The following is a 22,892-nucleotide window of genomic DNA, read 5'->3' on the forward strand; positions in this document are numbered from 1 at the left end:
GGGTTCCTCAGGCGGTCAGGCGGGCGTAGGTGGGGTGCCAGCGCAGCAGGCGGCGTTCGAGCAGCCGGGTGACGAGGTCGCAGAGGATCCCGATCACGGCGTAGATGATCACGACGAGCACGATCACGTCGGTCTGCAGGAACTCCCGGGCGTTGGTGGCCATGAACCCGAGCCCGGCGTCGGCGCCGAGGGTCTCCGCGATGACCAGGGCGAGCCAGGCTGCGGTCAGGGACAGCCGCAGCCCGCCCAGGATCGACGGCAGCGCGCCCGGCAGGACCACCCACCGGATCTGTGCCGTGCGGCCGAGGCCGACGACGTCGGTCATCTCCAGGAGCTTCGGGTCGATCTGGCGGATGCCGAGGACCGTCGTCAGGTAGAGCGGGACGGCGGTGCCCAATGAGATGAGGAAGATCTTCCCGGCCTCGCCGATCCCGAACCAGACGATGACCAGGGGCAGGATCGCCAGGAACGGGACCGCGCGCACCATCTGGATGCTGCGGTCGAGCAGCGCTTCGGCCACCCGGGACAGCCCGACGAGCAGGCCCAGCGCGAGGCCGAGGCTTGCGCCGATGACAAACCCGGTGGCCGAACGCTGCAGGCTGGCCAAGAGGTTCGTGACCAGCTCGCCGTCGGCGAGCAGGTCGCCCGCCTTGGCCAGGACGCCGCTCGGCGCCGGCAGCACCTGCTTCGGCAGGACACCGGTCCGGGCCAGCAGCTCCCAGAGCGCGAGCACGGCCACCGGCGTCAGCCAGGACACCGCGCGGTAGGGGAACCCGCGGCTGCTCGCGGGCAGGGACGCCGAAGGGACGACCACGGCGCGCGTCACCGCGGATCGAGTCCCGAGTCGAGGTACTCGCTCAGCTTCTTTCCGCCGGGGAACAGCCCCTGCTGGACCCAGGTGTCGTAGGTCTTCTGCAACTGGGCGGCGAGCGCGGCGTCGACCGGGATGCGCTGGTAGGTCGTCTCGTCCGGCCGGACCTGGGTCGCCACGGCCAGGGGCTGGTGCGCGAAGCCCGCGTACCACTTGTCGAACGCGTCGGGGTTGTCCTTCGACCAGGCGTAGCTCTTGTCGACGCGGCTCGCGAAGTCCTGGATGGCGGTGCGCTTGCGCGGGTCTCCCAGGGCTTTGTCCGTGGCCGACAGCACGTTGAGGCCGGAGTTGACGCCGGCGCCGTCGGACAGCACCCGGGCGCCCAGCTCACCACGGGCGCGGGCCGCGTACACGCTCCAGGTGGCCCAGGCGTCGATGTTGCCGGTCGAGAAAGCGCCGTTCGCCTCGGACGGGGCGAGGAAGTTCAGCGTGACGTCCTTGTCCGACAACCCGGCCTGCTTCAGCGCGCCGATCACCAGGTAGTGCGCGACGCTGCCGCGGGTGGTCGGGGAGACCCGCTTGCCCTTGAGATCGGCCAGGGTGCGGATCGGGCTGTCCTTCGGCACCAGGAGGTAGGTGCCCTTGCCGCCGTTGCTCCAGGCCGCGGCGACCTTGATCTTCGAGCCGCCGGCGATCGCGGTGACCGTGGGGGAGTCGTTGGCGCCGCCGATGTCGATCGCGTCGGCACGCAGGGCCTCGTGCAGGTTGACGGCCGCGGCGAACTGCGACCACTCGATCTTGTACGGCAGGTTGTCGAGCAGGCCGGCGGCCTTCAGCCGGGACTGCGTGGCACCCGTCTGGTCGCCGACGCGCAGCACCACCTCACCCGAGGCGTCCGATGTGGACGATCCGCACGCGGTGAGCGTGGTCAGGCCGAGCAGGGCGGCCACGAGCAGGGCGAGCCGGGGTTTCGAAGGCATGCGGGAACTCCCCAATACGGTGTTGTCCGCGGAAGAAGCCGGTGGCGCGGACCAAATGGTCACCGGCGTGTGTCTATTCTGCTCGGCGGCCGGGGAGAGTCAACGCTCCCGGGCGGGTTCCCACGAGCCGGGAAGAATCTACAGTGGACAGTCGTCGAGCGTGACGCCAGTGGCCGCGCGCACGGCGTCGGCGTACTCCCGCAGCGGACGCCAGCCGGGCACGACGAACCGCCCGCCGGGACCGGTGAAGGTCAGCGTCGGCAGGGCGTAGCGGACGTGGTGCTCGAGGTGCTTCGCGCGGCCGCTGTGCGGTCCGGGCGCGGTGATGTCGAGGACTTCCGGACACGGGTTCCGGGTTTCGCGCCAGTCCTCGCGAACGGCTTGGCGGACTTCGTCACTCAGCATGGCCGTGTGCAACGCCGCGAGGTCGAGGCCGGGGATGCCGTCGACGGCGGCGAGCACGCGATCGGTGTCGTCGGCCGGGGTGCCGTGGACGAACGTCGTCTCGCGCAGCCGGCTCAGGACGAGGTCGGCGACGGTTTCCCCTTGGGCCTCAGCGGCTTTCGCGGCCAGGGAAGCCGGCCAGCTCGTCCGTGCCACCCATTCGAGATGCGGTGCCTTCGGGGCACCGGTGTGTTCGGTGACGCCGTCGATGAACTTCGCGTACCAGGCGGCTTCGGCGGCCGGATCCGGCGCGGGGTCTTCGTCGTCGTCGAAGAGGATGCCGAACACCCGGCGCCACCGGGCGTCCGGGAGCTTTCCCCGCAGCCAGCGGAACTTCGGCTCCGACCCCCACGCCCACGGGCAGGCGGGGTCGGTGTACTCGACGACTTCGAGCACCACGGCTCAATCCGTGGGGACGTCGACCGGGGACCAGAGGCTCGGCAGGTTGACCACGATGCCTTCCTGGCTGCTGCGCGCGATGATCACCACGGCCTCTTCGCCGGTCGGGTTCTCTTCGCGGTGCGGCACGTACGGCGGCACGAAGATGTAGTCACCGGGCCCGGCCTCGATGCGGATTTCTTCGTCGCCGTCGGCGAAGACGAACACCGGGTGGCCGGACTTGACGTAGATCGCCGTCTCGGCTTCGCCGTGGTGGTGATCGCCGGAGTTGGTCTCCGGCGCGACGTGGGTCTCGCCCATCCAGACCTTCTGCGACCCCACGGTCTTGCCGGAGATCGCCTCCAGGCGGGTCATCCCGGTCGTCTGGTTCGTGTCGCCGGTCAGGTCCGCGCCGCGGATGTGGCGAAGCGGCTGGTGCCAGAGGTCGGTCATCGGAGTCCCTTCAGGTGGCGACGCGGTCCGCGGCCGCGTCGGTGAGCAGGTCGGCGAGCGTCGTCGCACGCAGGATGGCGTCGAGGCCGGACTCGACTTCGGACCAGAACGGCGCGAGCCCGGCGGCGGTGCCGTGGTAGGCCAGCGCCGGGCGCGGTTCGCCGCGGACGGAGAGGAACTCGCCGTCGACCGCCACCACGGCGTCCCGCACGGTGATCTCCGCCGCGGCCCTGGCCAGCCAGTAGCCGCCTTCGCAGCCGCGCTGGCTGCGGACCAGCCCGGCCTGGCGCAGGTCGCGCAGGACGGCCTTGATGAACCGCGCCGGGATGTCCTGGGTGGACGCGACGGCTTCGCAGGTGATCGGCCGCGTGGTGTCCGCGGCGAGCTCCAGCAGGACCCTGATCGCGTAGTCCGCCCTGGCCGAGATGCGCATGCCCGCCATCATCCCCGGACCAGGGCCGGTGTGCTCGCTCCGGCCCGCAGCCATTCCAGGAACTGGACGACCTCGGCCGCGACGCTGCGGTGGTCGACGTCGTTGAGCACGTCGTGCCGGCCGCCGGCGACGAGCACGAACCGGCCATGGGGCAGCTTCGCCGTGTACGCGCGGGCGGCTTCGGGGTCGGCGACGCGGTCAGCCTCGCCGTGCAGCACCAGGACCGGAACCGCCGGTTCCGCCACCGGACCCACGGCGGGCGTCCGCAGCTCGCCGGGCGCGAACCGGTCATCGCCGTCGAGGAGGGCGCGGTGGACCGGGCACGCGGTCCGCGCGTCCAGCTCGTCCGCCCAGTCGCCCGGCGCGCCGAGGGGTAGGCCGCTCGCGACCACCGCGGCGACCCGGGACCGGGCGGCCAGGTCGAGCGCCTGGGCGGCACCCGTGTCGTGTCCGAGCAGCACCACGGGCGCCGGACCGGCGGTGTCGGCCGCGTCCGTCGTGACGCGGTAGCCGTCGAAGGCCAGCCGTGCACCGAGCCTGCGGTAGAGCGCGGGGTGCTCGCCCCGGCCGGGCAGCAGCACGACGGTGCCGCGGACCGTGACGCCGTCGGCCGGGGCCCACCGGACGGGGGCGGCGAGCGTCATACGGCGGCCGCCGTGGCCGGCTGCCGCTCGCGGCGGGCCAGCTCGGAGCGGACCAGCGGCAGCAGGTGCCGGCCGTAGTCGATCGCGTCGTCCAGGGGGTCGTAACCGCGGATCAGCAGGGTGGTGACGCCGATGTCGACGTAGTCCAGCAGCGCCTTGGCCACCGTCTCGGGCGTGCCGACCAGCGCGGTGGAGTTGCCCGCGGCGCCGGTCGCGGTGGCCGTGGGAGTCCACAGTGCACGGTCGTGCCGCTCGGCCTTCGCCGCCGCGGCCAGCAGCCGGACGCTGCCGACGTTGGTCGGCGTGCCGCCGTCGCGCCATTCGCGGGCCGCCTTCGCCGCGCCGGACGCGGTGATCGTGTCGAGGATCCGCTGCGCGCGTTCCCAGGCGAGGTCTTCGGTCGGCCCGAGGATCGGGCGGAACGACACGCTGATCCCGGGGAGCGTGAGGCGCCCGGCGGCCTTGGCGGCGGCCCGGACGGCGGCGATCTGCTCGGCCGTCTCCTTCAGCGGCTCGCCCCAGAGCGCGAAGACGTCCGCGTGCTTGCCGCCGACCCGGTAGGCCGCTTCCGACGAACCGCCGAAATACACCGGGATCCGGGGATTCTGCAGCGGCCGCACCTGCGGGGTGTAGTCGTCGAGGCGGTAGTGCTTGCCGTGGTGGGAGAACGCGTCGCCGGAGGTCCAGGAGCGCTTGAGGATCTCCAGGTACTCGTCGGTGCGTTCGTACCGTTCGTCCTTGCCGAGGTAGTCGCCGTCGCGGGCCTGCTCGACGTCGCTGCCGCCGGTGATGGTGTGCACCGCGACGCGGCCGCCGCTGAAGTGGTCGAGGGTGGCGAACGCGCGCGCCGCCAGCGTCGGCGCGACGAACCCCGGGCGGTGGGCGATGAGCAGGCCGAGGCGCTCGGTGTGGGCGGCAGCGTAGGCCGCCACCTGCTGGCCCTCCGGCCAGCCCGCGCCGTAGCCGATCAGCACGCGGTCGAAGCCGCCGTCCTCGTGGGCGCGGGCGAACCGCCGGACGTAACCCGGGTCGATGACCGGGCCTCGGGCCGGCCGGGTCTCGCTCGCGTCCCGGGTGCCGATCATGCCGACGAACTCGACGGGCATCTGCTTTCCTTTCGCCGCAAGACAAACGCAGGCGTCAGGGAACGGCACGAGCACCCGCGCTGTCAATTGGGCATCTCCAGGTGTCCATTTGCTGGACGCCGCTGGCCACCGGCGTTCCGGGCGGCTTATGGTCTCGCCGCACCCGACCCTCCGGAGGATCTCGTGACCACGAGCGTCGCCACCGTGCCCTCGCCCGACCTGGGCGCGTTGCCGTCGATCGTCGCCGGGCTGGCAGCGCGCGCCGGTGAGCACGACCGCGAAGGGACTTTCCCCCACGAAGGCGTCGAACTGGTGCACGCGGCGGGATTGCTGACGACGACCGTGCACCCGCGCTACGGCGGTCCGGGCGCGGGCGTGCTCGACACCGCCCGCTTGCTTGCCGAACTCGGCCGCGGCGACCCGTCGGTCGCGCTCGTCACGGCGATGACGCTGTTCGTCCACGCCGGGCAGGCGACCGCGCCTTCGTGGCCTGACGACGTCTACCGCGAGGTGCTGGCGGAGTCGGCGGAGCGGCCGGTCCTGATCAACGCGCTGCGCGTGGAACCCGAACTCGGCTCGCCGACCCGCGGCGGCCTGCCCGCGACGATCGCCCGGCGCACCGCGGCCGGCTGGCGCCTGTCCGGCCGCAAGATCTACTCGACCGGCTCGGTGGGCCTGCGCTGGATGATCGTCTGGGCTCGCACCGACGAGCCCGACCCGCGGGTCGGCGGGTTCCTGGTCCGCGCGGATTCCCGGGGCATCACGATCGAACCGACGTGGGACCACCTGGGCCTGCGGGCGAGCGCGAGCCACGACGTCGTTTTCACCGACGTCCCGGTCCCGGAAGGTGCGACCGCCGGACTGTCCACACCGGACAAGCAGCGACCGCCGGTGCTCACGTTCCCGCTGGCGCTCCCGGCGCTTTACCTCGGTGTGGCGCGCAACGCGCTGGAGTGGCTCACCGGCTTCCTGCGCGAGCGCGTCCCCAGCGGGCTGGGCAAGCCGTTGTCCACGCTGCCGCGGTTCCAGACCGGGGTGGGGGAGATCGCCGCCCGGATCACGGGGGCCGAAGAGATCCTCTTCGGCCTGTCGGCCCGGGTGGACGCCGGCGAACCCGGCACGCACGCGGGGGTGGCCAAGGTGCTGGCGACGCGCCTGCTCATCGAGGCGGTCGAGCAGGCCGTCGCGCTGGCGGGAAATCCGGGGCTGACCCACGCGAACCCGTTGCAGCGGCATTACCGCGACGTGCTGTGCAGCCGCGTCCACACCCCGCAGGACGACGCGGTGCTGTCCGGGCTGGGCCGCTCGATCCTGGGGTGAGTGTTCTGCTCACCGGCGCGACGCTGGGTAGGGTCGGGGGAGTGCCCGAGTCGATCACCCCCACCACCGGTGCCGCCGAGCCCGCCCGGCAGTGACTACGGATCGAGAGAAGGATGTACAGCAGCAACACCGATGCCGACCACGACGGGTTCGTGTGGATGGTGAAGAACGCCGTCGTGCCCCGGCCGATCGCGTGGGTCAGCACGGTGAGCGCGGCCGGCACGCCCAACCTCGCACCGTTCAGCTACTTCGCGCCGACGACCATGGATCCGCCGACCGTGATGTTCTCGGTGTCGGGCCGGAAGGACACCGTGGACAACATCCTCGCGACCGGCCAGTTCGCCGTGACGATCGCGCTGGCCGGGCAGGAGGAGCTCGTCGCCAGGACCGCGGCCGTCGTGGGCCCGGACGTCGACGAGGCCTCGCACGTCGGGCTGGCCTGGGCGCCGGGGGTCGGCATCGCGGTGCCGCACCCGGCGGGCGCCGGGCCGAGCCTGGAGTGCGAGCTGGTGACCGTCCAGGACTTCAAGGGCTCGAAGCTGGTGTTCGGTGAGGTGCTCGGCGTCGCGGTGGACGACCACCTGCTGCGCGAGGACGGCCGCCTCGACCAGGACGTCTACCACCCCGTCGGCCGCCTCGGCGGCGCCACCTTCACGAGGGTCGACAACTGGGTACGGCACACGATCCCGTCTGAGGACGAGTTCTTCTCCGGGTGACCCCGGTTCAGCCCCGGTACCACTCCTGCGCCAGCAGTTCGTAGGACCGGACGCGGTCGGCGTGGTCGTGGGTGATGGTGGTGATCACGAGCTCGTCGGCGCCGGTCGCCTCCTGCAGCTGCCGCAGCCGGGCCGCCACCGTCGCGGGGGAACCGGCGAACTGGGTGTCGACGCGGTCGGCGACCAGGGCGCGGTCCTCGTCGCTCCAGACGTGCGCGGCGGCTTCTTCCGGGGTGGGAAAGCGGATCGCGCCCTCGGCACGGCGGATGCTGCGGACCCACAGGCCGTAGCCGGTGGCCAGTTCGCGGGCGGTGACGTCGTCCTCGGCGACGACGACGTCGGCCGACACGGCCACGTAGGGCCGGGGGAGCGCCTCCGATGGCTGGAACGCCTGCCGGTAGCCCGCGACGGCTTCGAGCACGCTGGACGGGCTCACGTGGTAGTTCGCGGCGAAGCGCAGCGAGTTGAGGCCGGCCACGGACGCGCTCTGCCCGCCGCTGCTGCCGAGGATCCAGACCTCGACCTGCGCGCCTTCGCCGGGCACCGCGTGCGCGTCCAGCCCTTCGGCGGACCGGTAGGTGCCGGCGAGCAGCGCGAGGATGTCGTCGACCTGCTCGCCGTAGTCGGGCGACTCGGCGCCGGGCTGTTGCAGGAGCCCGAACGTCAGGCCGATCCGCGACGAGCGGGCGAGGGTGCCGAAGTCGGGCTTCTCGGGGATGAGCAGGCCGTTGCCCGCCTGGGTCGCCGGTGGTCGTGGGGCCGCGGCGGCGTACTCGCGGACGAGCTGCTTCCCGCTGCGGCCGAGCCCGAGGTCCAGCCGTCCCGGGTGGAGTGCTTCGAGGAGACCGAACTCCTCGACCACGGCCAGCGGGGTGCGGTGGGCGAGCTGGACACCCGCGGACCCGAGCCGGATCCGGCTGGTGGCCCCGGCGACGAGCGCGATCAGCACCGGCGGCGAGGCACCGGCGACGCCCGGGTTCAGGTGGTGCTCGGCGAACCAGTAGCGGTGATAACCGAAGCGCTCGGCCTGCCGCGCGAGGTCGACCGTGTTGCGCACGGCTTCGCCCACGCCGGACCCGGAGCTGATCGGGACGAGGTCCAGCACCGACAACGGGACTTCAGGCATGACGGTCCTTTCCGGCGGGCCACGGCGGGCCGGGGAGCTCCCGGCGGAGCACGGGCGCGATGTCCGACTGGAACAGTTCGAGGGTGTCGCGGTGCTGGCGTGCGGTGAGCCCGTCACGGTCGGCGTGCAGGTGCATCACCACGTGCCCGAGTTCCTTGTGGTACCGCAGGACTTTGTCGGTGATCTGAGCCGGGCTGCCGATCAGGGCGGAGCTGCGCTCGACGAAGTCTTCGAGCGTCCGGAACACCGGTTCCAGGCCGAGCCGGGTCTGCAGGGCCAGCCGGCTCTCGAAGATCGGCCGGTAGACCTCGAGCGCTTCCTGCGACGTCCGGGCGGCGTAGTAGCCGGCGGTTCCGGCGCCGACGACGAGATCCGCCGGGGCGTGGCCGTGGTGGACCCACCGCTCGCGGTAGTGGCGGACCAGCTCCGCGTACGGCTCGACGGGATTCGTGACGTTCGCGGAGAAGAGCGGATCACCCCACTTCGCGGCCAGGTCGACCGACTCCCGGCTGGTCGCGCTGCCGTGCCAGACGCGGATCGGCCGCTGCAGCGGCCGCGGCCAGACCTCGGCGTCGGTCAGCGACGGCCGGAACCGCCCGGACCAGGTGACCTTGTCCTCGCGCCACAGCTTGCGGAACAGCTCGTAACCCTCGGCGTTGCGGTCCCACTGGTCGTCCGGCGTGACGTGGAACAGCTCGCGCTGGGCGGCGCCGTTGCCCTTGCCGATGATCAGCTCGAGCCGGCCGCCGGAGAGGTTGTCCAGGGTCGAGTAGTCCTCGAACGCGCGGACCGGGTCGAGCAGACTGAGCGTCGTGACGGCGGTGAACAACCGGATCCGGGCCGTCCGGGCGGCGATGTGGCTGAGCACGACCGGGGGCGAGGAGGAGATGAACGGCCGCTCGTGCCGCTCGCCGACGCCGTAGCCGTCGAACCCCAGTTCCTCGGCCAGTTCGGCGTTCGCGACCACCTCGCGCAACCGGTCGTGGGTCGGGGTGAGAACGCCGGTGACCGGGTCCGGGACGTGGGTGATCAGGGTGATGAGCAGGAACTTCACGCGGCCGCCCCTTTCGTTCCCCGGCCGGGATCGCTTCAGTGTGCGCCGGAACCGGTCCGTCGTGCGGGGACGGCCAGGGAGTGGGACGGCGGGAGAATCGTTGCGGTGAAGGGAATAGTCAGGAACCGAGCAGCCGCTTGCCGACCGAGCCGGCGACGCGGCCGTCGACGAGGACCCACGCGGCTTCGTGGGTGCCGAGCCGGGACACGGCGGCGGCGCGACCCTCACCGATCCCGATGGCGGGCAGCGGACCCGTGACGTAGCCGGCGATCGGGTCGGCCGGGCGGGCCACCCCGGCCCGGACCATCAGGCCGAGCTCGCCGACGTCGAGCGCGCCGGTCACCTCCGCTACCGACGGTGGTCCCGGAACGCCCGGCCGGTCCGGGCCGACCGGCCACAGCGGCCCGGCGCCGGGATGCCGGTCGGCCAGGGCGAGTGCCTCGCCGACCGAGGCCGTGGCCGCCAGTCCGGGTGCGGGATTCGGCCACGGTCCGGCGAGGTCCGCCACGGTCGGCTCGTCCTCGCGGTCGTCGAGGAAGCCGAGGCGCCGGAGCCAGTCGTCGTCGTAGTACTTCGACAGGTACGAGCGGCCGGAGTCGGGCACCACGACGACGATCAGGTCGTCCGGGCCCAGCCCGGCGCCGACCCGCAGCGCGGCGGCGACGGCCGTGCCGGCGGAAGCGCCGAGCAGCAGTCCTTCCTCCCGGGCCAGCCGTCGCGCGGTCAGGATGGACTCGCGATCGCCGATCGCCTCGACCCGGTCGACGACGTCTTGGTGGTACGACTGCGGCCAGAGGTCCTCGACGGTGTCCGGGTGCAGGTAGTGCCCGATGCTCTCGACCAGGTAGGGACTGCCGTCGCCGCCCGAATAGACCGAGTGCTCGGGATCGGCCCCGATCACCCGCACCCGGCCGTCGCTGACCTGCTTGAGGTGGGCGCCGGCCCCGCTGATGGTCCCGCCGGTGCCGACGCCGGCGACGAAGTGGGTGACCCGGCCGCGGGTCTGCCGCCAGATCTCGGGCCCGGTCGTCGCGGCGTGGGCGGCCGGGTTGGCGGGGTTGTCGTACTGGTCGGCGAGCCAGCCGCCGTTCTCTTCGGCGATCCGGCGAGCGACCTGCGAGACATGCGCCGGGTCCTCGCGCGGCACGGCGCCGGGGGTGACCACGACGTCGGCGCCGTAGGCCCGCAGGATCGTGATCTTCTCCCGGCTGCTCTTGTCCGGCAGGACGACGGTCAGCCGGTAGCCGCGCTGGGCGGCCACGATCGCCAGCCCGATCCCGGTGTTACCGGACGTGCCTTCGACGATCAGACCGCCGGGCGGCAGGGCACCCGAGCGCTCCGCGTCGAGGACCATCGAGAGCGCGGCGCGGTCCTTGACGCTCCCGCCCGGGTTGAGGAACTCGGCCTTGACGTAGATCCGCGGCCCGTCCGGCGGCGCGATCCGGGCGAGCCGGATCAGCGGGGTCCCGCCGATCGCGTCGAGCACGGAGTCGAACGCGTCGACGTCATCGGAGGCCATGCGGCACCACCTCGGGGTTCGGTTGTTCCCCAGCTATCCAGGCGGACGCGGCCGGCGCACGCACTACCAGTTCGTGGGAAGAGTGCGGGACTTGCCGTCCAGATCGTGGGACAGTGGATTGCCCACTGGGTTTACGAGGCGTCATTCCTTAAAGTTCCCGATCATCACTCGATCGGCTGAATCCTGAAGGTGCCGTGCCCGACCCCACGCTCTTGCCCGCCGGTGTGACCCCGGCCGCGGCGCGCTCACTTCCGGCCGCTTTGTGGCGTGCCGTCCGGTCCGGGTGGTGGACGTCCACCTGCGCCGCCCTGATCGTGCTCATCGTGCTGCTCGCCGCCGCCGCGGACCTGTTCGTGCTGGTGGAAGGGCAGAGCCTGGTCCCGGACATCGGCACGCTGGGGCCGACCGGCCTGCCCGCGGGGACGCTCGGGGGCGTGAGCGGCGCGCACTGGTTCGGCGTCGAACCGCTCACCGGCGTCGACCTCTTCGCGCTCGCCGCGCACGGGGCGCGGACGTCGCTGCTGGTCGGGCTCGGCGCGACCGTGCTGGCCACCGCGCTCGGCGTCGTCATCGGCATCAGCGCCGGCTACCTCGGCGGCTGGTGGGACCGGCTGGTCACCTGGACCGCCGACGTCATCCTCGGCTTCCCCTACCTGATCTTCATGATCGCGCTCGGTGCGGTGCTGCCCGTCGACTTCCCGCGGCAGTTCACGTTGGTCGTCGTCCTCGGGCTGTTCGGCTGGCCGCGCGTCGCGCGGATCTTGCGGGCGCAGGCGCTGACGCTGGCCAAGCGCGACTTCGTCGCCGCGGCGCGGGTCATGGGCGGCGGGCCGTGGCACGTGTTCACCAAGGAGCTGCTGCCGAACCTCTGGGCGCCGATCATCGTCGTGGCCAGCCTGAGCATCCCGTCGATGATCGGCAGCGAAGCCGCGCTGTCGTTCCTCGGCGTCGGCGTGCTGCCGCCCACCCCGAGCTGGGGCCGCACGATCAGCGCGGCCATCGACTTCTTCGAGACCGACCCGATGTACCTGGTCTTCCCCGGCCTGCTGCTGTTCCTCATCACGCTGGCGTTCAACGTCGTGGGCGACGCGATCCGCGACGCGCTCGACCCGCGGTCCGGGGGCGCGGCCTGATGCGCACCGTCCGCTTCGTCGCGACCCGGTTCGCCGGGATGCTGCTGGTCCTGCTCGTGGTCGCCTTCGTGACGTTCGTGGTGTTCTACGTCCTGCCCGCGGACCCGGCGCGGATGGCCTGCGGCCGCCCGTGCTCGCCGGAAAGCCTCGAGCTGGCGCGGGAGTTCATGGGGTACAACAGTCCCTGGTACCAGCAGTTCTTCGAGTTCCTCGGCGGGATCTTCGGCGGCCGCACGTTCGGTGTCGGGGTCACCGCGATCCACTGCACCGCACCGTGTTTCGGCTACGACTTCCAGAACAACGTCGACGTGCTCAGCGAGATCGGCAGCCGGGTCGGGGTCAGCTTCTCGGTGGCGCTGGGCGCGGCCGTGATCTGGATCGTCCTCGGGGTCGGGCTCGGCGTGCTTTCCGCGCTGCGCCGCGGCACCGCCGTCGACCGGATCACGATGGCCGCCGCGATGGCCGGGGTGTCCATGCCCGCCTACCTGGCCGGGATGATCGGCATCACGATCTTCGCGTTCGCCCTCGACGTCGTGCCGAAGAACGGGTACGTGCCGCTGACCGAGGATCCCGCGCAGTGGGCGTGGCACCTCGTGCTGCCGTGGCTGGTGCTCGCGTTCCTGCACGCCGCGATCTACGCCCGGCTCACGCGCGGGCAGATGCTGGAGACCCTCGGCGAGGACTACATCCGGACCGCGCGGGCGAAAGGCCTCACCGAGCGCAAGGTGGTGGGCCGGCACGCGCTGCGCAACGTCCTGCTGCCGGTGATCACCGTGTTCGGCGTCGACCTCGGCTCGCTGCTGGCCGGGACCGTGATCACCGAGCGGATCTTCGGCATGGCCGGCGTCGGGCGGCTGCTCGTCGACGCGATCTCGTCGCTCAACCTGCCGGTGCTGCTCGGCGTGACGCTGTTCTCGGCGTTGCTGGTCACGCTCCTGAACTTCCTGGTCGATCTCTGCTACGGCGCGCTCGATCCGCGAGCCCGCCTCGTCTGAAGGGGAACTCATGAAACGGGGACACTGGCAGCTTTTCGGGGGTTCCGGGTGGCGGAGCCCCCGGCCCGGGGCGAAGCCCCGGTTGTCACTGCGGCTCGCCGCGGGGGTGACGGCCGCCGTCATGCTGCTGACGGCGTGCGGCGCCAACGACACACCGGCCGCCCAAGGCGGCTCGGTCAAGCCGGGCGGGAACCTCGTCCTGCTCAACGACGCGCCGTCGATCACCTGGGACCCGGCGAAGAGCTCCAACCTCGTCGTGACGACGCTCGGGCTGATCCACCGCCGCCTCACGTCGTGGGACGTCGCGCCGGGCAAGGACACCACGGTCGTGCCGGACCTGGCCACCGACACCGGCCGCCCGAGCGACGGCGGCAAGACGTGGACGTTCACCCTCAAGGACGGCCTGAAGTACAGCGACGGCACGCCGATCACGGCGGCGGACGTCAAGTGGGGCCTGGAACGTTCGTTCGCGCCCGCGTTCTCCGGCGGTCTGGCCTACCACAAGGACCTGCTCTCGCCGGGCCTGGCGTACAAGGGCCCGTACGACGGCAACAAGGAGCTCGACTCCATCCAGACGCCCGATGCGAAGACCATCATCTTCCACCTGGCGCGGCCGTACGGCGACTGGAACTGGGTCGCCAGCACCCCGGCGTTCACCCCGGTGCCCAAGGGCAAGGGCGCCGAAGCGAACTACGGTGACCACTCGATCGCGTCCGGGCCGTACCAGCTGCAGAGCTACGAGCGCGGCAAGTCCGCGAAGCTGGTCCGCAACCCGAACTGGGACCGCGCCACCGACCCGACGCGCCAGGCCAACGCCGACACCATCACCTTCGAGCTCGGCCAGGACACCAGCGTCATCTCCAAGCGCCTGATCGACGACACCGGCAACGACCGCAACGCCTTCGGCATGTCCTTCGCCTCGCCGGCCCAGCTGGCGCAGATCCAGGGCAGCGCGTCGGCGAAGTCCCGGCTCGTCACGTCGGAATCCGGGGCGCTGTCGTACCTTTCGCTCAACGTCCAGCGGGGCAACCTGACCAACCCGAAGGTGCGTGAGGCGTTCCAGTACGCCGTCGACAAGGCCGCCTACCAGGTGGCCAGCGCGGGCAACGCGCAGCTCGCCGGCGACGTCGCCACCACGCTGATCACGCCGGGTCTGCAGGGCCGCGAGCAGTACGACCTCTTCCCGGCGCCGCCGTCCGGCGACCCGGCGAAGGCCAAGCAGCTGCTCGCCGAGGCGGGCTTCCCGAACGGGATCGACGGGCTGGTCCTGGCCACGCACAACGAGAACGGCTACCCCGAGAAGGCCGCGGCGATCCAGGCCGCGCTGGCGCGGGCGAACATCAAGGTCACCATCAAGCCGCTCGACTCGGACACCTACACGTCCGAAGTGGACACCAAGGGCCTGTCGGACTACGACCTGACGCTCACCTCGTGGCAGCCGGACATCCCGTCGGCCAACGCGAACATCCAGCCGCTGTTCCAGTCGACCGAGATCGGCAACGGCGGGTACAACGAGTCGCGCTACAGCAACCCCGACGTCGACCGGCTGATCGCCGAGGCGCAGGCCACCATCGACCCGGCCGAGGCCGGCAAGAAGTGGGCGGCGCTGGACAAGAAGATCCTCGCCGACTCGCCGGTGGTCCCGCTGCTCTACAACCGCAACTCGTTCCTGCACGGCTCGAACGTCGGCGACGTCCAGATCGGCAAGTTCCCGGCCTACGTCGACTACCGCAAGTTCGGGATCGTCTCGTGACCGGAGCCGGGCTCCTGCGGCTGCACGACGTGGCGGTCTCCTTCGGGGACGTCGAAGCCGTCCGTGGCGTCGGCTACGAAGTCGCCGCGGGCGAGGTCGTCGCGGTGGTCGGGGAGTCCGGCTCCGGCAAGACGGTCACCGCGATGTCCCTGCTCGGCCTGCTTCCGCCCACCGCCCGGGTTTCCGGGCGCGCGGAGCTGGCCGGGCGGGACCTCTACGCGATGGCCCCGGCCGAGCTGCGGGAGGTCCGCGGCGGCGAGGTCGGCATGGTGTTCCAGGAGCCGATGAGCGCGCTGAACCCGGTGTTCACCATCGGCGACCAGCTCGTCGAGGCGATCCGCACGCACCAGCCGATCCCGCCGGCCGCGGCCCGCGAGCGGGCGGTCGAGCTGCTCGGCCTGGTCGGGCTGCCCGCGCCGCGCCAGCGGTTCCGGTCGTACCCGCACGAGCTGTCCGGCGGCCAGCTGCAGCGCGTCGTCATCGCGATGGCGGTGGCGAACGAGCCGAAGCTGCTGATCGCCGACGAGCCGACCACGGCCCTGGACGTCACCGTCCAGGCCGAGATCCTCGAGCTGCTGCGGGACCTGCGGTCCCGGCTGGGCACGGCGATCCTGCTCATCACGCACGACATGGGCGTGGTCGCCGACCTCGCCGACCGCGTCGTGGTGATGCACGACGGCCGCGTCGTCGAACATGGCGACGTCGGTGCGATTTTCACCGCGCCCACCGAGGACTACACGCGGCAGCTGCTCGGTTCGGTGGTGTCGCTGAGCAGCGCGGCCACGACCGGCCTCGAACGGGCGCTGTCCGCGGACATCGAGGTCTCGCCCGGGCACGTGGCCGCGACCGAACACCCGGCGGTCGAGTCGGTCCCGGACGTTCCTGCCGTAGCTCCGCTGCTGCGGGTGGAAGACCTCTCGGTCACCTACCGCGGCCGGTTCCGGGCCATGAGCGTCCACGCCGCCGCAGGCGTGAGCCTGCACGTCGAGCCGGGGGAGATCCTCGGCCTGGTCGGGGAGTCCGGCTCGGGCAAGAGCACGGTGGCCCGGGCGGTCACCGGCCTGCTCGCCCCGACCGCGGGCGCGGTCCACATCGGCGACGCGGACATCACCCGGGTCCGCGGACGGGCCGCGAAGGCGCTGCGGCGGCGCATCGGCGTCGTGTTCCAGGACCCGCTGTCCTCGCTCAACCCGCGGACGACGGTGGGGGAGAGCGTCGCGACGCCGCTGCGGCTGCACCACGCCGCCCGGAAGTCCGAAGTGGACAGCCGGGTCACCGCGCTCCTGGAGGCGGTCCAGCTGTCGCCGTCGCTGCGCACGCGCTACCCGCACGAGCTGTCGGGCGGGCAAAGGCAGCGCGCCTGCATCGCGCGGGCCCTGGCCCTGCGCCCGGACCTGCTGGTCGCCGACGAGCCGACCAGCGCCCTCGACGTCACCATCCAGGCCCGGATCCTCGACCTGCTGCGCGACCTGCGGCACGAGTTCGGCTTCGCGTGCCTGTTCATCAGCCACGACCTCGCGGTGATCGAGCAGCTCGCCGACCGGGTCGCGGTGATGCACCGCGGCCACGTCGTCGAGCAGGGGGCCACCAAGGACGTGCTGACCGCGCCCGCGCACGCCTACACCCGCCGCCTGCTGTCGGCGGCGCCGGTCGCCGATCCCGACGCCCAGCGCCGCCGTCGTGAAGCCTGGCGGCTCCTGCGTTAGGTCACCGCAGCGCTTCGGCGATCGCCAGGAGCGTGGCGATCGGGTCGTCGCCGATCGGGTAGACGCCGACCTGGTCCGCCCCGGCCTCCAGGTGGCTCCGGAGCTCTTTCGCGACCGTGCCGGGCTCGCCGTGGGCGACGAGCGCGTCGATGAGCCGGTCGCTGCCGGAGCCGGCGAGATCGTCGTCGGTGAAGCCCAGGCGCCGCAGGTTGGCGGCGTAGTTGGTGACGCCCAGCGCGGTACCGGGAGGCTGGGACCGGGCGAGGGCGCGGGCCCGCTCCACATCGGTTTCCAGCAGCGCGAAGTGGCCGGGCAGCAGCAGCTTCCCCGGACCGAGGACGGCCCTCGCCCGCCGCGTGTGCTCGGGCGTGACCAGGCACGGGACGGTGCCGGCCGTGCGGTCCCGGGCCAGGCGCAGCATCCGCGGTCCGAGCGCGGCCAGCACGATCCGCCCGGCGGGTACGCCGGCCGCGGTCAGATCGTCCACATAGGACGTGAGCCGGTCGTACGGCGACGCGTATTCGGTGTGGACTTCGCGATGGCCGATCCCGGCGCCCAGCAGGAACCGGCCGGGGTGCTTGGCCTCGATCCGGTGGTAGGAGCGGGCGACGGCCGCCGCTTCGGCGGTCCAGGCGTTGACCACGCTCGTGCCGACGACCAGCCGGGTGGTGGCGTCGAGCAGTTCCTCCGCTTGGGCGAGCTCGGCCGGCGGTGAGGCGTCCAGCCAGAGCGTGCCGTAGCCGGCCCGCTCGAGTTCGCGGGCCGCGGCCGGGGATGCCTGGTGTTCGCGCAGGTGCGCGCCGAGAGTTCCGGGGTCGATCGTCATGGGAAGACTCCAGCACCGCCCGGATCGTGGAACCAGCCCCGGCGCCCACGCGCAGCGATAACCTGGCGCTATCGCCGGGAGGAGGAACGGTGGAGCTACGCGCGTTGCGGTACTTCGTCACGGTCGCCGACGAGCTGCACTTCGGCCGGGCCGCCGAGCGGCTGCACATCGCCCAGCCCGCCGTCAGCCAGCAGGTCGCCCGGCTGGAACGCGAGCTGGGGGTCCGGCTGCTCGACCGCTCCCCGCGCCACGTCCGGCTCACCGCGGCCGGGCACCGGGTGCTCGGCGCGGCGCGCGAGGCGCTGGCGGCGGCCGACCGGGTGCGGACGGCCGCCGGGGCGTCCGGGGGCACCATGCGCATCGGCACGGGCGCCGGGTTCACCACGCGCCTGGAACGCGGCATCGACGCGCTGCGCGAGGCGTCCCCGACGTTCGACGTCGTCCTCGTCGACCTGCCGATCGCCGCGCGCCTGGACGCCCTGCGTCAGGGCGAGATCGACCTGACGCTGGCCAGGGGAGTGCACTCGGCCGACGAGCTCGAAGTCCTGCCGACGTGGACCGAACCGCTGGTGGCGCTGCTGTCCCGGCACCACCCCGCCGCCGGCCGGCCCGTCGTCGGCGTCGCGGAACTGGCCGGCGGGACCCTGCGCGTCCCGTCGCGGGAGCACGACCTGCCCCTGCACGACGCCGTCACCTCCGCGCTGCGCGACGCGGGGGTCCGCGCCCCGCTCGGCCGCCCGCCGGGGACGCTCCAGGACACGATCGTCGAGATCGGCACCGACCCGCACAGCTGGGCGCTGCTGCCCGCGGACCAGCTCGCCGAAGTCCGCTCGGCCCGGGTGCGCGCGGTTCCGGTGGAACCGCGGCTGACGATCACCGGCAGCGTCATCACCCCACCCGACCTGCCCGGCCGGTGCGCCGCGGCCCACGTGGCGGACTTCGGCGACTGACGTCAGGCGTCCAGCCCCAGGTGTTCGCGCAGGGTCGTGCCGGTGTACTCGGTGCGGAACGAGCCGCGCTCCTGCAGCAGCGGCACCACCGTGTCGGCGAACTCGTCGAGCCCGCCGGGGGTGACGTGCGGGACGAGGATGAACCCGTCGCTCGCGTCGGCCTGGACGAGGTCGTCGATCGCCGCCGCCACGGTCGAGGGTGCGCCGATGAACGTCTGGCGCCCGGTGACCTCGACGATCAGGTCGCGGGTGGAGAGGTTCTTCGCCTCGGCCAGCTGCCGCCATTCGCGGGCGGTGGCCAGCGGGTCGCGGTACATGCGGACGCTGGCGCGGCCGGGCGCGATCGTGGACCCGTCGACCACGGGATCCGTCGACGGCAGCGGGCCGTCCGGGTCGTGGTCGCTCAGGTCGGTGTTCCAGACCTGCTCCAGGAACTTGATCGCGGTCTGCGCGCTGACCTGCTGCCGCCGCACGACGTGGGCGCGTTCGTGGGCGTCGGCGTCGGTGTCGCCGAGGACGAACGTCGCCGCGGGCAGGATCACCAGCTGCTCGGCGGTCCGGCCGTACTTCGCCAGGCGGCCCTTGACATCGGAGTAGAACGCTTGTCCGGCTTCGAGGGTGCCGTAGCGGCTGAAGATCGCGTCGGCGGTGGCCGCGGCGAACTCGCGGCCTTCTTCGGAGTCGCCGGCCTGGATGATCACCGGGCGGCCTTGCGGGCTGCGCGGCACCGGGAACCGGCCCTCGATGTCGAAGTGCGCGTCGTGGTGGGAAAACGCGCCCGCGGCCAGGTCGCGGAGGAACTCGCCGGTGCTCTGGTCGGCGGCGATCTCGTCGCCGCGCCAGGAGTCGAACAGCTCCCAGGCGGTGCGCAGGAACGTCTCGGCGCGCGCGTAGCGCTGGTCCTGGGGGAGGAACCCGGCGCGGCGGAAGTTCTCGCCGGTGAAGGCGTCCCACGACGTGACGACGTTCCAGGCGGCGCGTCCGGCGGAGAGGTGGTCCAGCGAGGCGAACTGGCGGGCCACCTCGAACGGCTCGTTGAAAGTCGAGTTGATCGTTCCCGCCAGGCCGAGGCGTTCGGTGACGGCGGCCAGCGCCGACAGCACGGTGAAGGTGTCCGGGCGGCCGACGACGTCGAGGTCGTAGATCTCGCCGTTCTGCTCGCGCAGCCGCAGGCCTTCGGCGAGGAAGAAGAAGTCGAACTTCGCGCGCTCGGCGGTCTGCGCGAGCTTGACGAAGGAGCTGAACTCGATGTGGCTGCCGGCTTCGGGGTCGCTCCACACGGTCGTGTTGTTGACGCCGGGGAAGTGCGCCGCGAGGTGGATCTGCTTGCGGGGCTGGGACATCTCGATCCTCCTCAGACGGCGGTGTAGCGGTTGGCGGGGCGGGACAGGCCGAGCAGCCCGCGCAGGGTGTCCGCCTCGTAGTCGGTGCGGAAGGCCCCGCGGGCCCGCAGCGCGGGGACGAGTCCCCGGGTGATGGCGGTCAGGTCGTGCGGCACCGCGCCCGGCCGCAACCGGAAGCCGGAGAGCCCGGCGCCGTGCCAGTCGAGCAGCAGATCGGCGAGGCCGGCCGGGGTGCCGGTGAAGACGTGGGCGTCGGAGGAGTACTCCGTGCCCGCCAAGTCGTCGAGCCGGGCCTTGCGGTCCGCGGCGGCCCGCTCGGTCTCGCCGAGGAACACGACGACGTCGCCGAAGACGTGCAGCGTTTCGCCGCCGCGCCCGGCCCGGTCCTGCTCGTCGCGCACCGCGGCGACGATCGTGGCGGCCTGCTCGCGGTCGAACGGCGTCACGTGGACGACGTCGGCGGAGCGGGCGGCGAGCCGGTAGGGGATGGGGGCGTGGGCGAGTGAGGTGACCAGCGGCTGGCCCTGTGGGGGCCGCGGGGTGATCGACGGGCCCTTGACCTTGAACCAGCGGCCTTCGAAGTCGATGTAGTGGAGCTTCTCGCGGTCGACGAACCGGCCGGTGGCCACGTCGCGGATCTCGGCGTCGTCCTCCCAGCTGTCCCACAGCCGGCGCAGCACCTCGACGTAGTCCGCGGCCTCGTCGAACAGGTCCGCGAGCGGGCTGGGCCGGTCGGGCTCGTGGGAGTCCTCCAGGCGGAACTCGCCGAACTCGCGGCGGCCGAAGTGCCGGTTGTCGTCGGCGCGCCCGGCGACCTGCACGCGGACGCCGGCCCGGCCGCCGCTGACGTAGTCGAGCGTCGCGATGGCCTTCGACAGGTGGAACGGCTCGGTGTGGGTGACGACGGCGGTCGGCACGAGCCCGATGCGGGAGGTGAGCGGGGCGACGCGGGCGGCGATGAGCACGGCGTCGAGACGGCCCTGGACGATGTCGGTCCGCTCGCCGGGCCGGTCGAGGTAGCTCACGGTCTGCAGGGCCAGCGAGTCTTCGAGGGTGACGAAGTCCAGCTTGGCGGCCTCGGCCTCGCGGACCAGGTCGGTCCAGTAGGCGGCGGTGAGCAGCTCGGCCGGTCGCGCACCGGGTTCGCGCCACGCGGCGGGGTGCCAGCCGGCGCCGTCCAGCGCGACGGCGATCCGTGGTCCGTTTCCTGATGCCATCCCGGCGTTCCCTTCGCTCGGCCCGTGTCCGCAGTGTGCGCCGGGTTCCGGGTGGCGGGCAGGGATGGCCAACCACTGGGACGAATCGAGGTCGTGGCCGGTGACGGGAATATCCATCAGGCGTGGCGACGCCGCACGTCAAGCCCCGAAAATCCCGCGCAGCCGGGCCGAGACCTCGGCCGCGGCCCGGTGCCCGGCCGTTACCGCCTGCCGGATGGTCGAGGCGGGCCCGGTGACTGCGGCAGCGCCGCGGAGAGTTTCGGCTGGGGCGATGCCGTGGGAGATCAGCACCGGTCCGGGCGCGTCGAGCCAGCCGTCCGGCAGCAGGATCCGGTCGGTCGTGATCGCGCGGACCTCCGTCGACAGGAAGATCCGGACGCCCGGGGCGGACCGGAGCCGGGGGACGGCGAGGATCTTCGCCCGCCGCCCCGACTCGGGGGCGATCTCGGGTTCCGCGCCGACCAGGACGACCACCACGCCCCGGCTCGCCAGGGTGTCGGCGGCGGCCATCCCCGCCGCGTCCACGCCCCAGATGACGCACGTTCCGGGATCGGGCGCGCCCGAGGACAGCCAGGCGCGAAGCGTGTGCACGCGCGGCAGCCGACGCCTTCGACGTCCGGGACGACCGGGACACCGCCGGTCGCGTCGACCAGCGTCGTCGCGGCCGGTTCGTACCGCTGCCCGAGCACCGGGGTGACGCCGAGCCGGGCGAGTTCGGCGGCCGACCAGGTGAGGAACCGGGGGAACTCGGGGGTCGCTTTCATCCGCGCGGCCAGGGCCATCGCGCCGCCGAGTTCGTCGTGTTCGTCGACCAGGGTGACGTGCGCGCCGGCCAGCGCGAGCTCGCGGGCCGCGGTCAGCCCGGCCGGCCCGGCGCCGGCCACGGTCACCTCCGGCCGGTTCGTGATGAGCGGGATCGGCGGGCGGGCCGGGTTGACCGAGCAGCCGACCGGGCCGTCGCGGAGGTCGTCGATGCACACGTTGCACGCGATGCAGGGGCGGTAGGAGGGTGCGTTTCCCAGTGCGGCCGCGGCGAAGGCGGGGTCGGCGTGCAACGCGCGAGCCAGGCTGACGAAGTCGGCGGTGCCGTCGGCGACCAGGCCGGCCGCGACTTCGGGGGAGTTGATCCGGCCCGCTATGCCCAGCGGCAGCCCGAACGCGCGGTAGCGCCTCGCGAGGTCGCGCAGGAACCCGGGCTCCCACTCGCCGGACTGGACGATCCATTCGCCCGCTTCGTAACTACCGGCGGAGATGTCGAGGAAGTCGAGCCGGTCCACGGACACGCGTTCGATCACCTTGTAGGTGGCGTCGGCGTCGAGACCGTCCTCGACGCCCTCCAGCGCCGAGAAGCGGATGCCCAGGGTCGTGTCCGGGACCCGCTCCCGGATCGCGGCCAGGACCAGGTTGAGGAACCGGACGGGGTCGGCGAACTCGTCCGTGCGGCGGTTGCAGCGCGGCGACAGGAACTGGTGCACCAGGTAGCCGTGTCCGGAATGGACGGACAGGACGTCTACCCCTGCCGCGACGCAGCGGGCCGCCGCGTCCGCGAACGACGTCACCAGCCGGTGGACGTCGTCGGTGGTGAGTTCGAGCGGGAGCTCACCACCGGCGACTTCACACGGCACTGGCGACGGGGCCACGCACGGCTGCCCGCTGACGCGGCTCTGCGCGGTGCGCCCGCCGTGGTTCAGCTCGCAGCCGACGAGCGCGCCCTCGGCGTGCATGCGCGTCACGAGGTCGGCCAGGGGCGGGACGCACGAGTCGTCGTGGGCGCCGAGCTGGTGCGTCCGCCCCTTTCCGTCGGCTCGGACGTAGGTGGCTTCGGTGAACACGAGGCCGACTCCGGCGCGGGCGCGTTCGAGCAGGTAGTCGGCGTACCGGGCGGTCAGGTGCCCGTCGGCGTCGCCGTAGTTGCGTTCCATGGGCGCGGACACGAGCCGGTTCGGCAGGGTGATCCCGCCGAGGCGGAGGGGCTGGCCGAGCAAGGGCGCTCCTCGAGGCTTGAC

General features: G+C 72.5%; 21 protein-coding genes. 7 read left to right on the plus strand and 14 right to left on the minus strand.

The genetic code is table 11. The features are described from left to right. Positions 1 to 7 precede the first annotated feature (7 nt). From AB0C38_RS45735 to AB0C38_RS45765, 7 genes are all read right to left on the minus strand, one after another. Positions 8 to 826, minus strand: a complete 819-nt coding sequence (locus AB0C38_RS45735) for an ABC transporter permease subunit (RefSeq protein ID WP_360686605.1) — start codon at positions 824 to 826, stop codon at positions 8 to 10. Beyond that, complete coding sequence (locus AB0C38_RS45740) at positions 823 to 1,791, minus strand: ABC transporter substrate-binding protein (protein ID WP_360686608.1); 969 nt, start codon at positions 1,789 to 1,791, stop codon at positions 823 to 825. Before AB0C38_RS45740 ends, AB0C38_RS45735 begins: the two co-directional genes overlap by 4 nt. 138 nt (positions 1,792 to 1,929) lie before the next feature. After that, positions 1,930 to 2,634, minus strand: a complete 705-nt coding sequence (locus AB0C38_RS45745) for a DsbA family protein (RefSeq protein ID WP_360686611.1) — start codon at positions 2,632 to 2,634, stop codon at positions 1,930 to 1,932. Between the two features lie 3 nt (positions 2,635 to 2,637). Further along, entirely contained in the window at positions 2,638 to 3,066 is a 429-nt protein-coding gene (locus AB0C38_RS45750) for a cupin domain-containing protein (RefSeq protein WP_360686614.1), read from the minus strand. A gap of 10 nt (positions 3,067 to 3,076) precedes the next feature. After that, a complete protein-coding gene (locus AB0C38_RS45755) occupies positions 3,077 to 3,499 on the minus strand; it encodes an Rrf2 family transcriptional regulator (RefSeq protein WP_360686617.1) in 423 nt (140 codons plus the stop codon). Positions 3,500 to 3,507: 8 nt separating this feature from the next. Then, on the minus strand, positions 3,508 to 4,143 hold the full coding sequence (locus AB0C38_RS45760) for an alpha/beta hydrolase (RefSeq protein ID WP_360686620.1): 636 nt from the start codon (positions 4,141 to 4,143) through the stop codon (positions 3,508 to 3,510). Further along, the gene (locus AB0C38_RS45765) at positions 4,140 to 5,249 is read right to left on the minus strand and encodes an LLM class flavin-dependent oxidoreductase (protein ID WP_360686623.1); all 1,110 of its coding nucleotides are present in this window, start codon (positions 5,247 to 5,249) and stop codon (positions 4,140 to 4,142) included. Before AB0C38_RS45765 ends, AB0C38_RS45760 begins: the two co-directional genes overlap by 4 nt. Before the next feature lie 162 nt (positions 5,250 to 5,411). Here AB0C38_RS45765 and AB0C38_RS45770 point away from each other — a divergent pair, with 162 nt between their 5' ends. Together AB0C38_RS45770 and AB0C38_RS45775 are read left to right on the plus strand one after the other, a co-directional pair. After that, positions 5,412 to 6,548 carry an acyl-CoA dehydrogenase family protein gene (locus AB0C38_RS45770; RefSeq protein ID WP_360686626.1) on the plus strand — a complete coding sequence of 379 codons (1,137 nt, stop codon included), beginning with the start codon at positions 5,412 to 5,414 and terminating at the stop codon, positions 6,546 to 6,548. Between the two features lie 113 nt (positions 6,549 to 6,661). After that, positions 6,662 to 7,264 carry a flavin reductase family protein gene (locus AB0C38_RS45775; protein WP_360686629.1) on the plus strand — a complete coding sequence of 201 codons (603 nt, stop codon included), beginning with the start codon at positions 6,662 to 6,664 and terminating at the stop codon, positions 7,262 to 7,264. Between the two features lie 7 nt (positions 7,265 to 7,271). Here the strand turns inward: AB0C38_RS45775 and AB0C38_RS45780 are convergent, their stop codons facing one another. The 3 genes from AB0C38_RS45780 to AB0C38_RS45790 form a co-directional block, all read right to left on the minus strand. After that, a complete protein-coding gene (locus AB0C38_RS45780; RefSeq protein WP_360686632.1) occupies positions 7,272 to 8,390 on the minus strand; it encodes an LLM class flavin-dependent oxidoreductase in 1,119 nt (372 codons plus the stop codon). Then, entirely contained in the window at positions 8,383 to 9,444 is a 1,062-nt protein-coding gene (locus AB0C38_RS45785) for an LLM class flavin-dependent oxidoreductase (protein WP_360686634.1), read from the minus strand. The genes AB0C38_RS45780 and AB0C38_RS45785 overlap by 8 nt, the downstream gene beginning before the upstream one ends. A gap of 118 nt (positions 9,445 to 9,562) precedes the next feature. Then, complete coding sequence (locus tag AB0C38_RS45790; RefSeq protein ID WP_360686637.1) at positions 9,563 to 10,963, minus strand: pyridoxal-phosphate dependent enzyme; 1,401 nt, start codon at positions 10,961 to 10,963, stop codon at positions 9,563 to 9,565. 194 nt (positions 10,964 to 11,157) lie between these two features. Here AB0C38_RS45790 and AB0C38_RS45795 point away from each other — a divergent pair, with 194 nt between their 5' ends. The 4 genes from AB0C38_RS45795 to AB0C38_RS45810 all read left to right on the plus strand — a co-directional run bounded on the left by AB0C38_RS45795 (position 11,158) and on the right by AB0C38_RS45810 (position 16,550). After that, on the plus strand, positions 11,158 to 12,096 hold the full coding sequence (locus tag AB0C38_RS45795) for an ABC transporter permease (protein WP_360686640.1): 939 nt from the start codon (positions 11,158 to 11,160) through the stop codon (positions 12,094 to 12,096). Continuing rightward, the gene (locus AB0C38_RS45800; protein ID WP_360686643.1) at positions 12,096 to 13,091 is read left to right on the plus strand and encodes an ABC transporter permease; all 996 of its coding nucleotides are present in this window, start codon (positions 12,096 to 12,098) and stop codon (positions 13,089 to 13,091) included. The genes AB0C38_RS45795 and AB0C38_RS45800 overlap by 1 nt, the downstream gene beginning before the upstream one ends. 121 nt (positions 13,092 to 13,212) lie before the next feature. Next, complete coding sequence (locus AB0C38_RS45805) at positions 13,213 to 14,844, plus strand: ABC transporter substrate-binding protein (protein WP_360686683.1); 1,632 nt, start codon at positions 13,213 to 13,215, stop codon at positions 14,842 to 14,844. Next, on the plus strand, positions 14,841 to 16,550 hold the full coding sequence (locus AB0C38_RS45810) for an ABC transporter ATP-binding protein (RefSeq protein ID WP_360686646.1): 1,710 nt from the start codon (positions 14,841 to 14,843) through the stop codon (positions 16,548 to 16,550). The genes AB0C38_RS45805 and AB0C38_RS45810 overlap by 4 nt, the downstream gene beginning before the upstream one ends. Position 16,551: 1 nt before the next feature. On the opposite strand, the gene AB0C38_RS45815 is transcribed toward AB0C38_RS45810, so the two are convergent. Then, positions 16,552 to 17,376 (minus strand): TIGR03620 family F420-dependent LLM class oxidoreductase, encoded by an 825-nt coding sequence (locus tag AB0C38_RS45815; protein WP_360686649.1) that lies wholly within the window; start codon positions 17,374 to 17,376, stop codon positions 16,552 to 16,554. A gap of 89 nt (positions 17,377 to 17,465) precedes the next feature. Between AB0C38_RS45815 and AB0C38_RS45820 the strand changes: the two genes are divergently transcribed. After that, on the plus strand, positions 17,466 to 18,326 hold the full coding sequence (locus AB0C38_RS45820) for a LysR family transcriptional regulator (protein ID WP_360686652.1): 861 nt from the start codon (positions 17,466 to 17,468) through the stop codon (positions 18,324 to 18,326). Positions 18,327 to 18,328: 2 nt separating this feature from the next. Here the strand turns inward: AB0C38_RS45820 and AB0C38_RS45825 are convergent, their stop codons facing one another. The 3 genes from AB0C38_RS45825 to AB0C38_RS45835 all read right to left on the minus strand — a co-directional run bounded on the left by AB0C38_RS45825 (position 18,329) and on the right by AB0C38_RS45835 (position 22,871). Next, the gene (locus AB0C38_RS45825; protein WP_360686656.1) at positions 18,329 to 19,669 is read right to left on the minus strand and encodes an NtaA/DmoA family FMN-dependent monooxygenase; all 1,341 of its coding nucleotides are present in this window, start codon (positions 19,667 to 19,669) and stop codon (positions 18,329 to 18,331) included. An 11-nt stretch (positions 19,670 to 19,680) separates the two neighbouring features. Continuing rightward, positions 19,681 to 20,886, minus strand: a complete 1,206-nt coding sequence (locus AB0C38_RS45830; protein ID WP_360686659.1) for an LLM class flavin-dependent oxidoreductase — start codon at positions 20,884 to 20,886, stop codon at positions 19,681 to 19,683. Between the two features lie 284 nt (positions 20,887 to 21,170). Then, on the minus strand, positions 21,171 to 22,871 hold the full coding sequence (locus AB0C38_RS45835) for an FAD-dependent oxidoreductase (RefSeq protein ID WP_360686662.1): 1,701 nt from the start codon (positions 22,869 to 22,871) through the stop codon (positions 21,171 to 21,173). Positions 22,872 to 22,892 lie beyond the last annotated feature (21 nt).

Source organism: Amycolatopsis sp. NPDC048633 (genome assembly GCF_040650695.1).
Lineage (GTDB): Bacteria > Actinomycetota > Actinomycetes > Mycobacteriales > Pseudonocardiaceae > Amycolatopsis.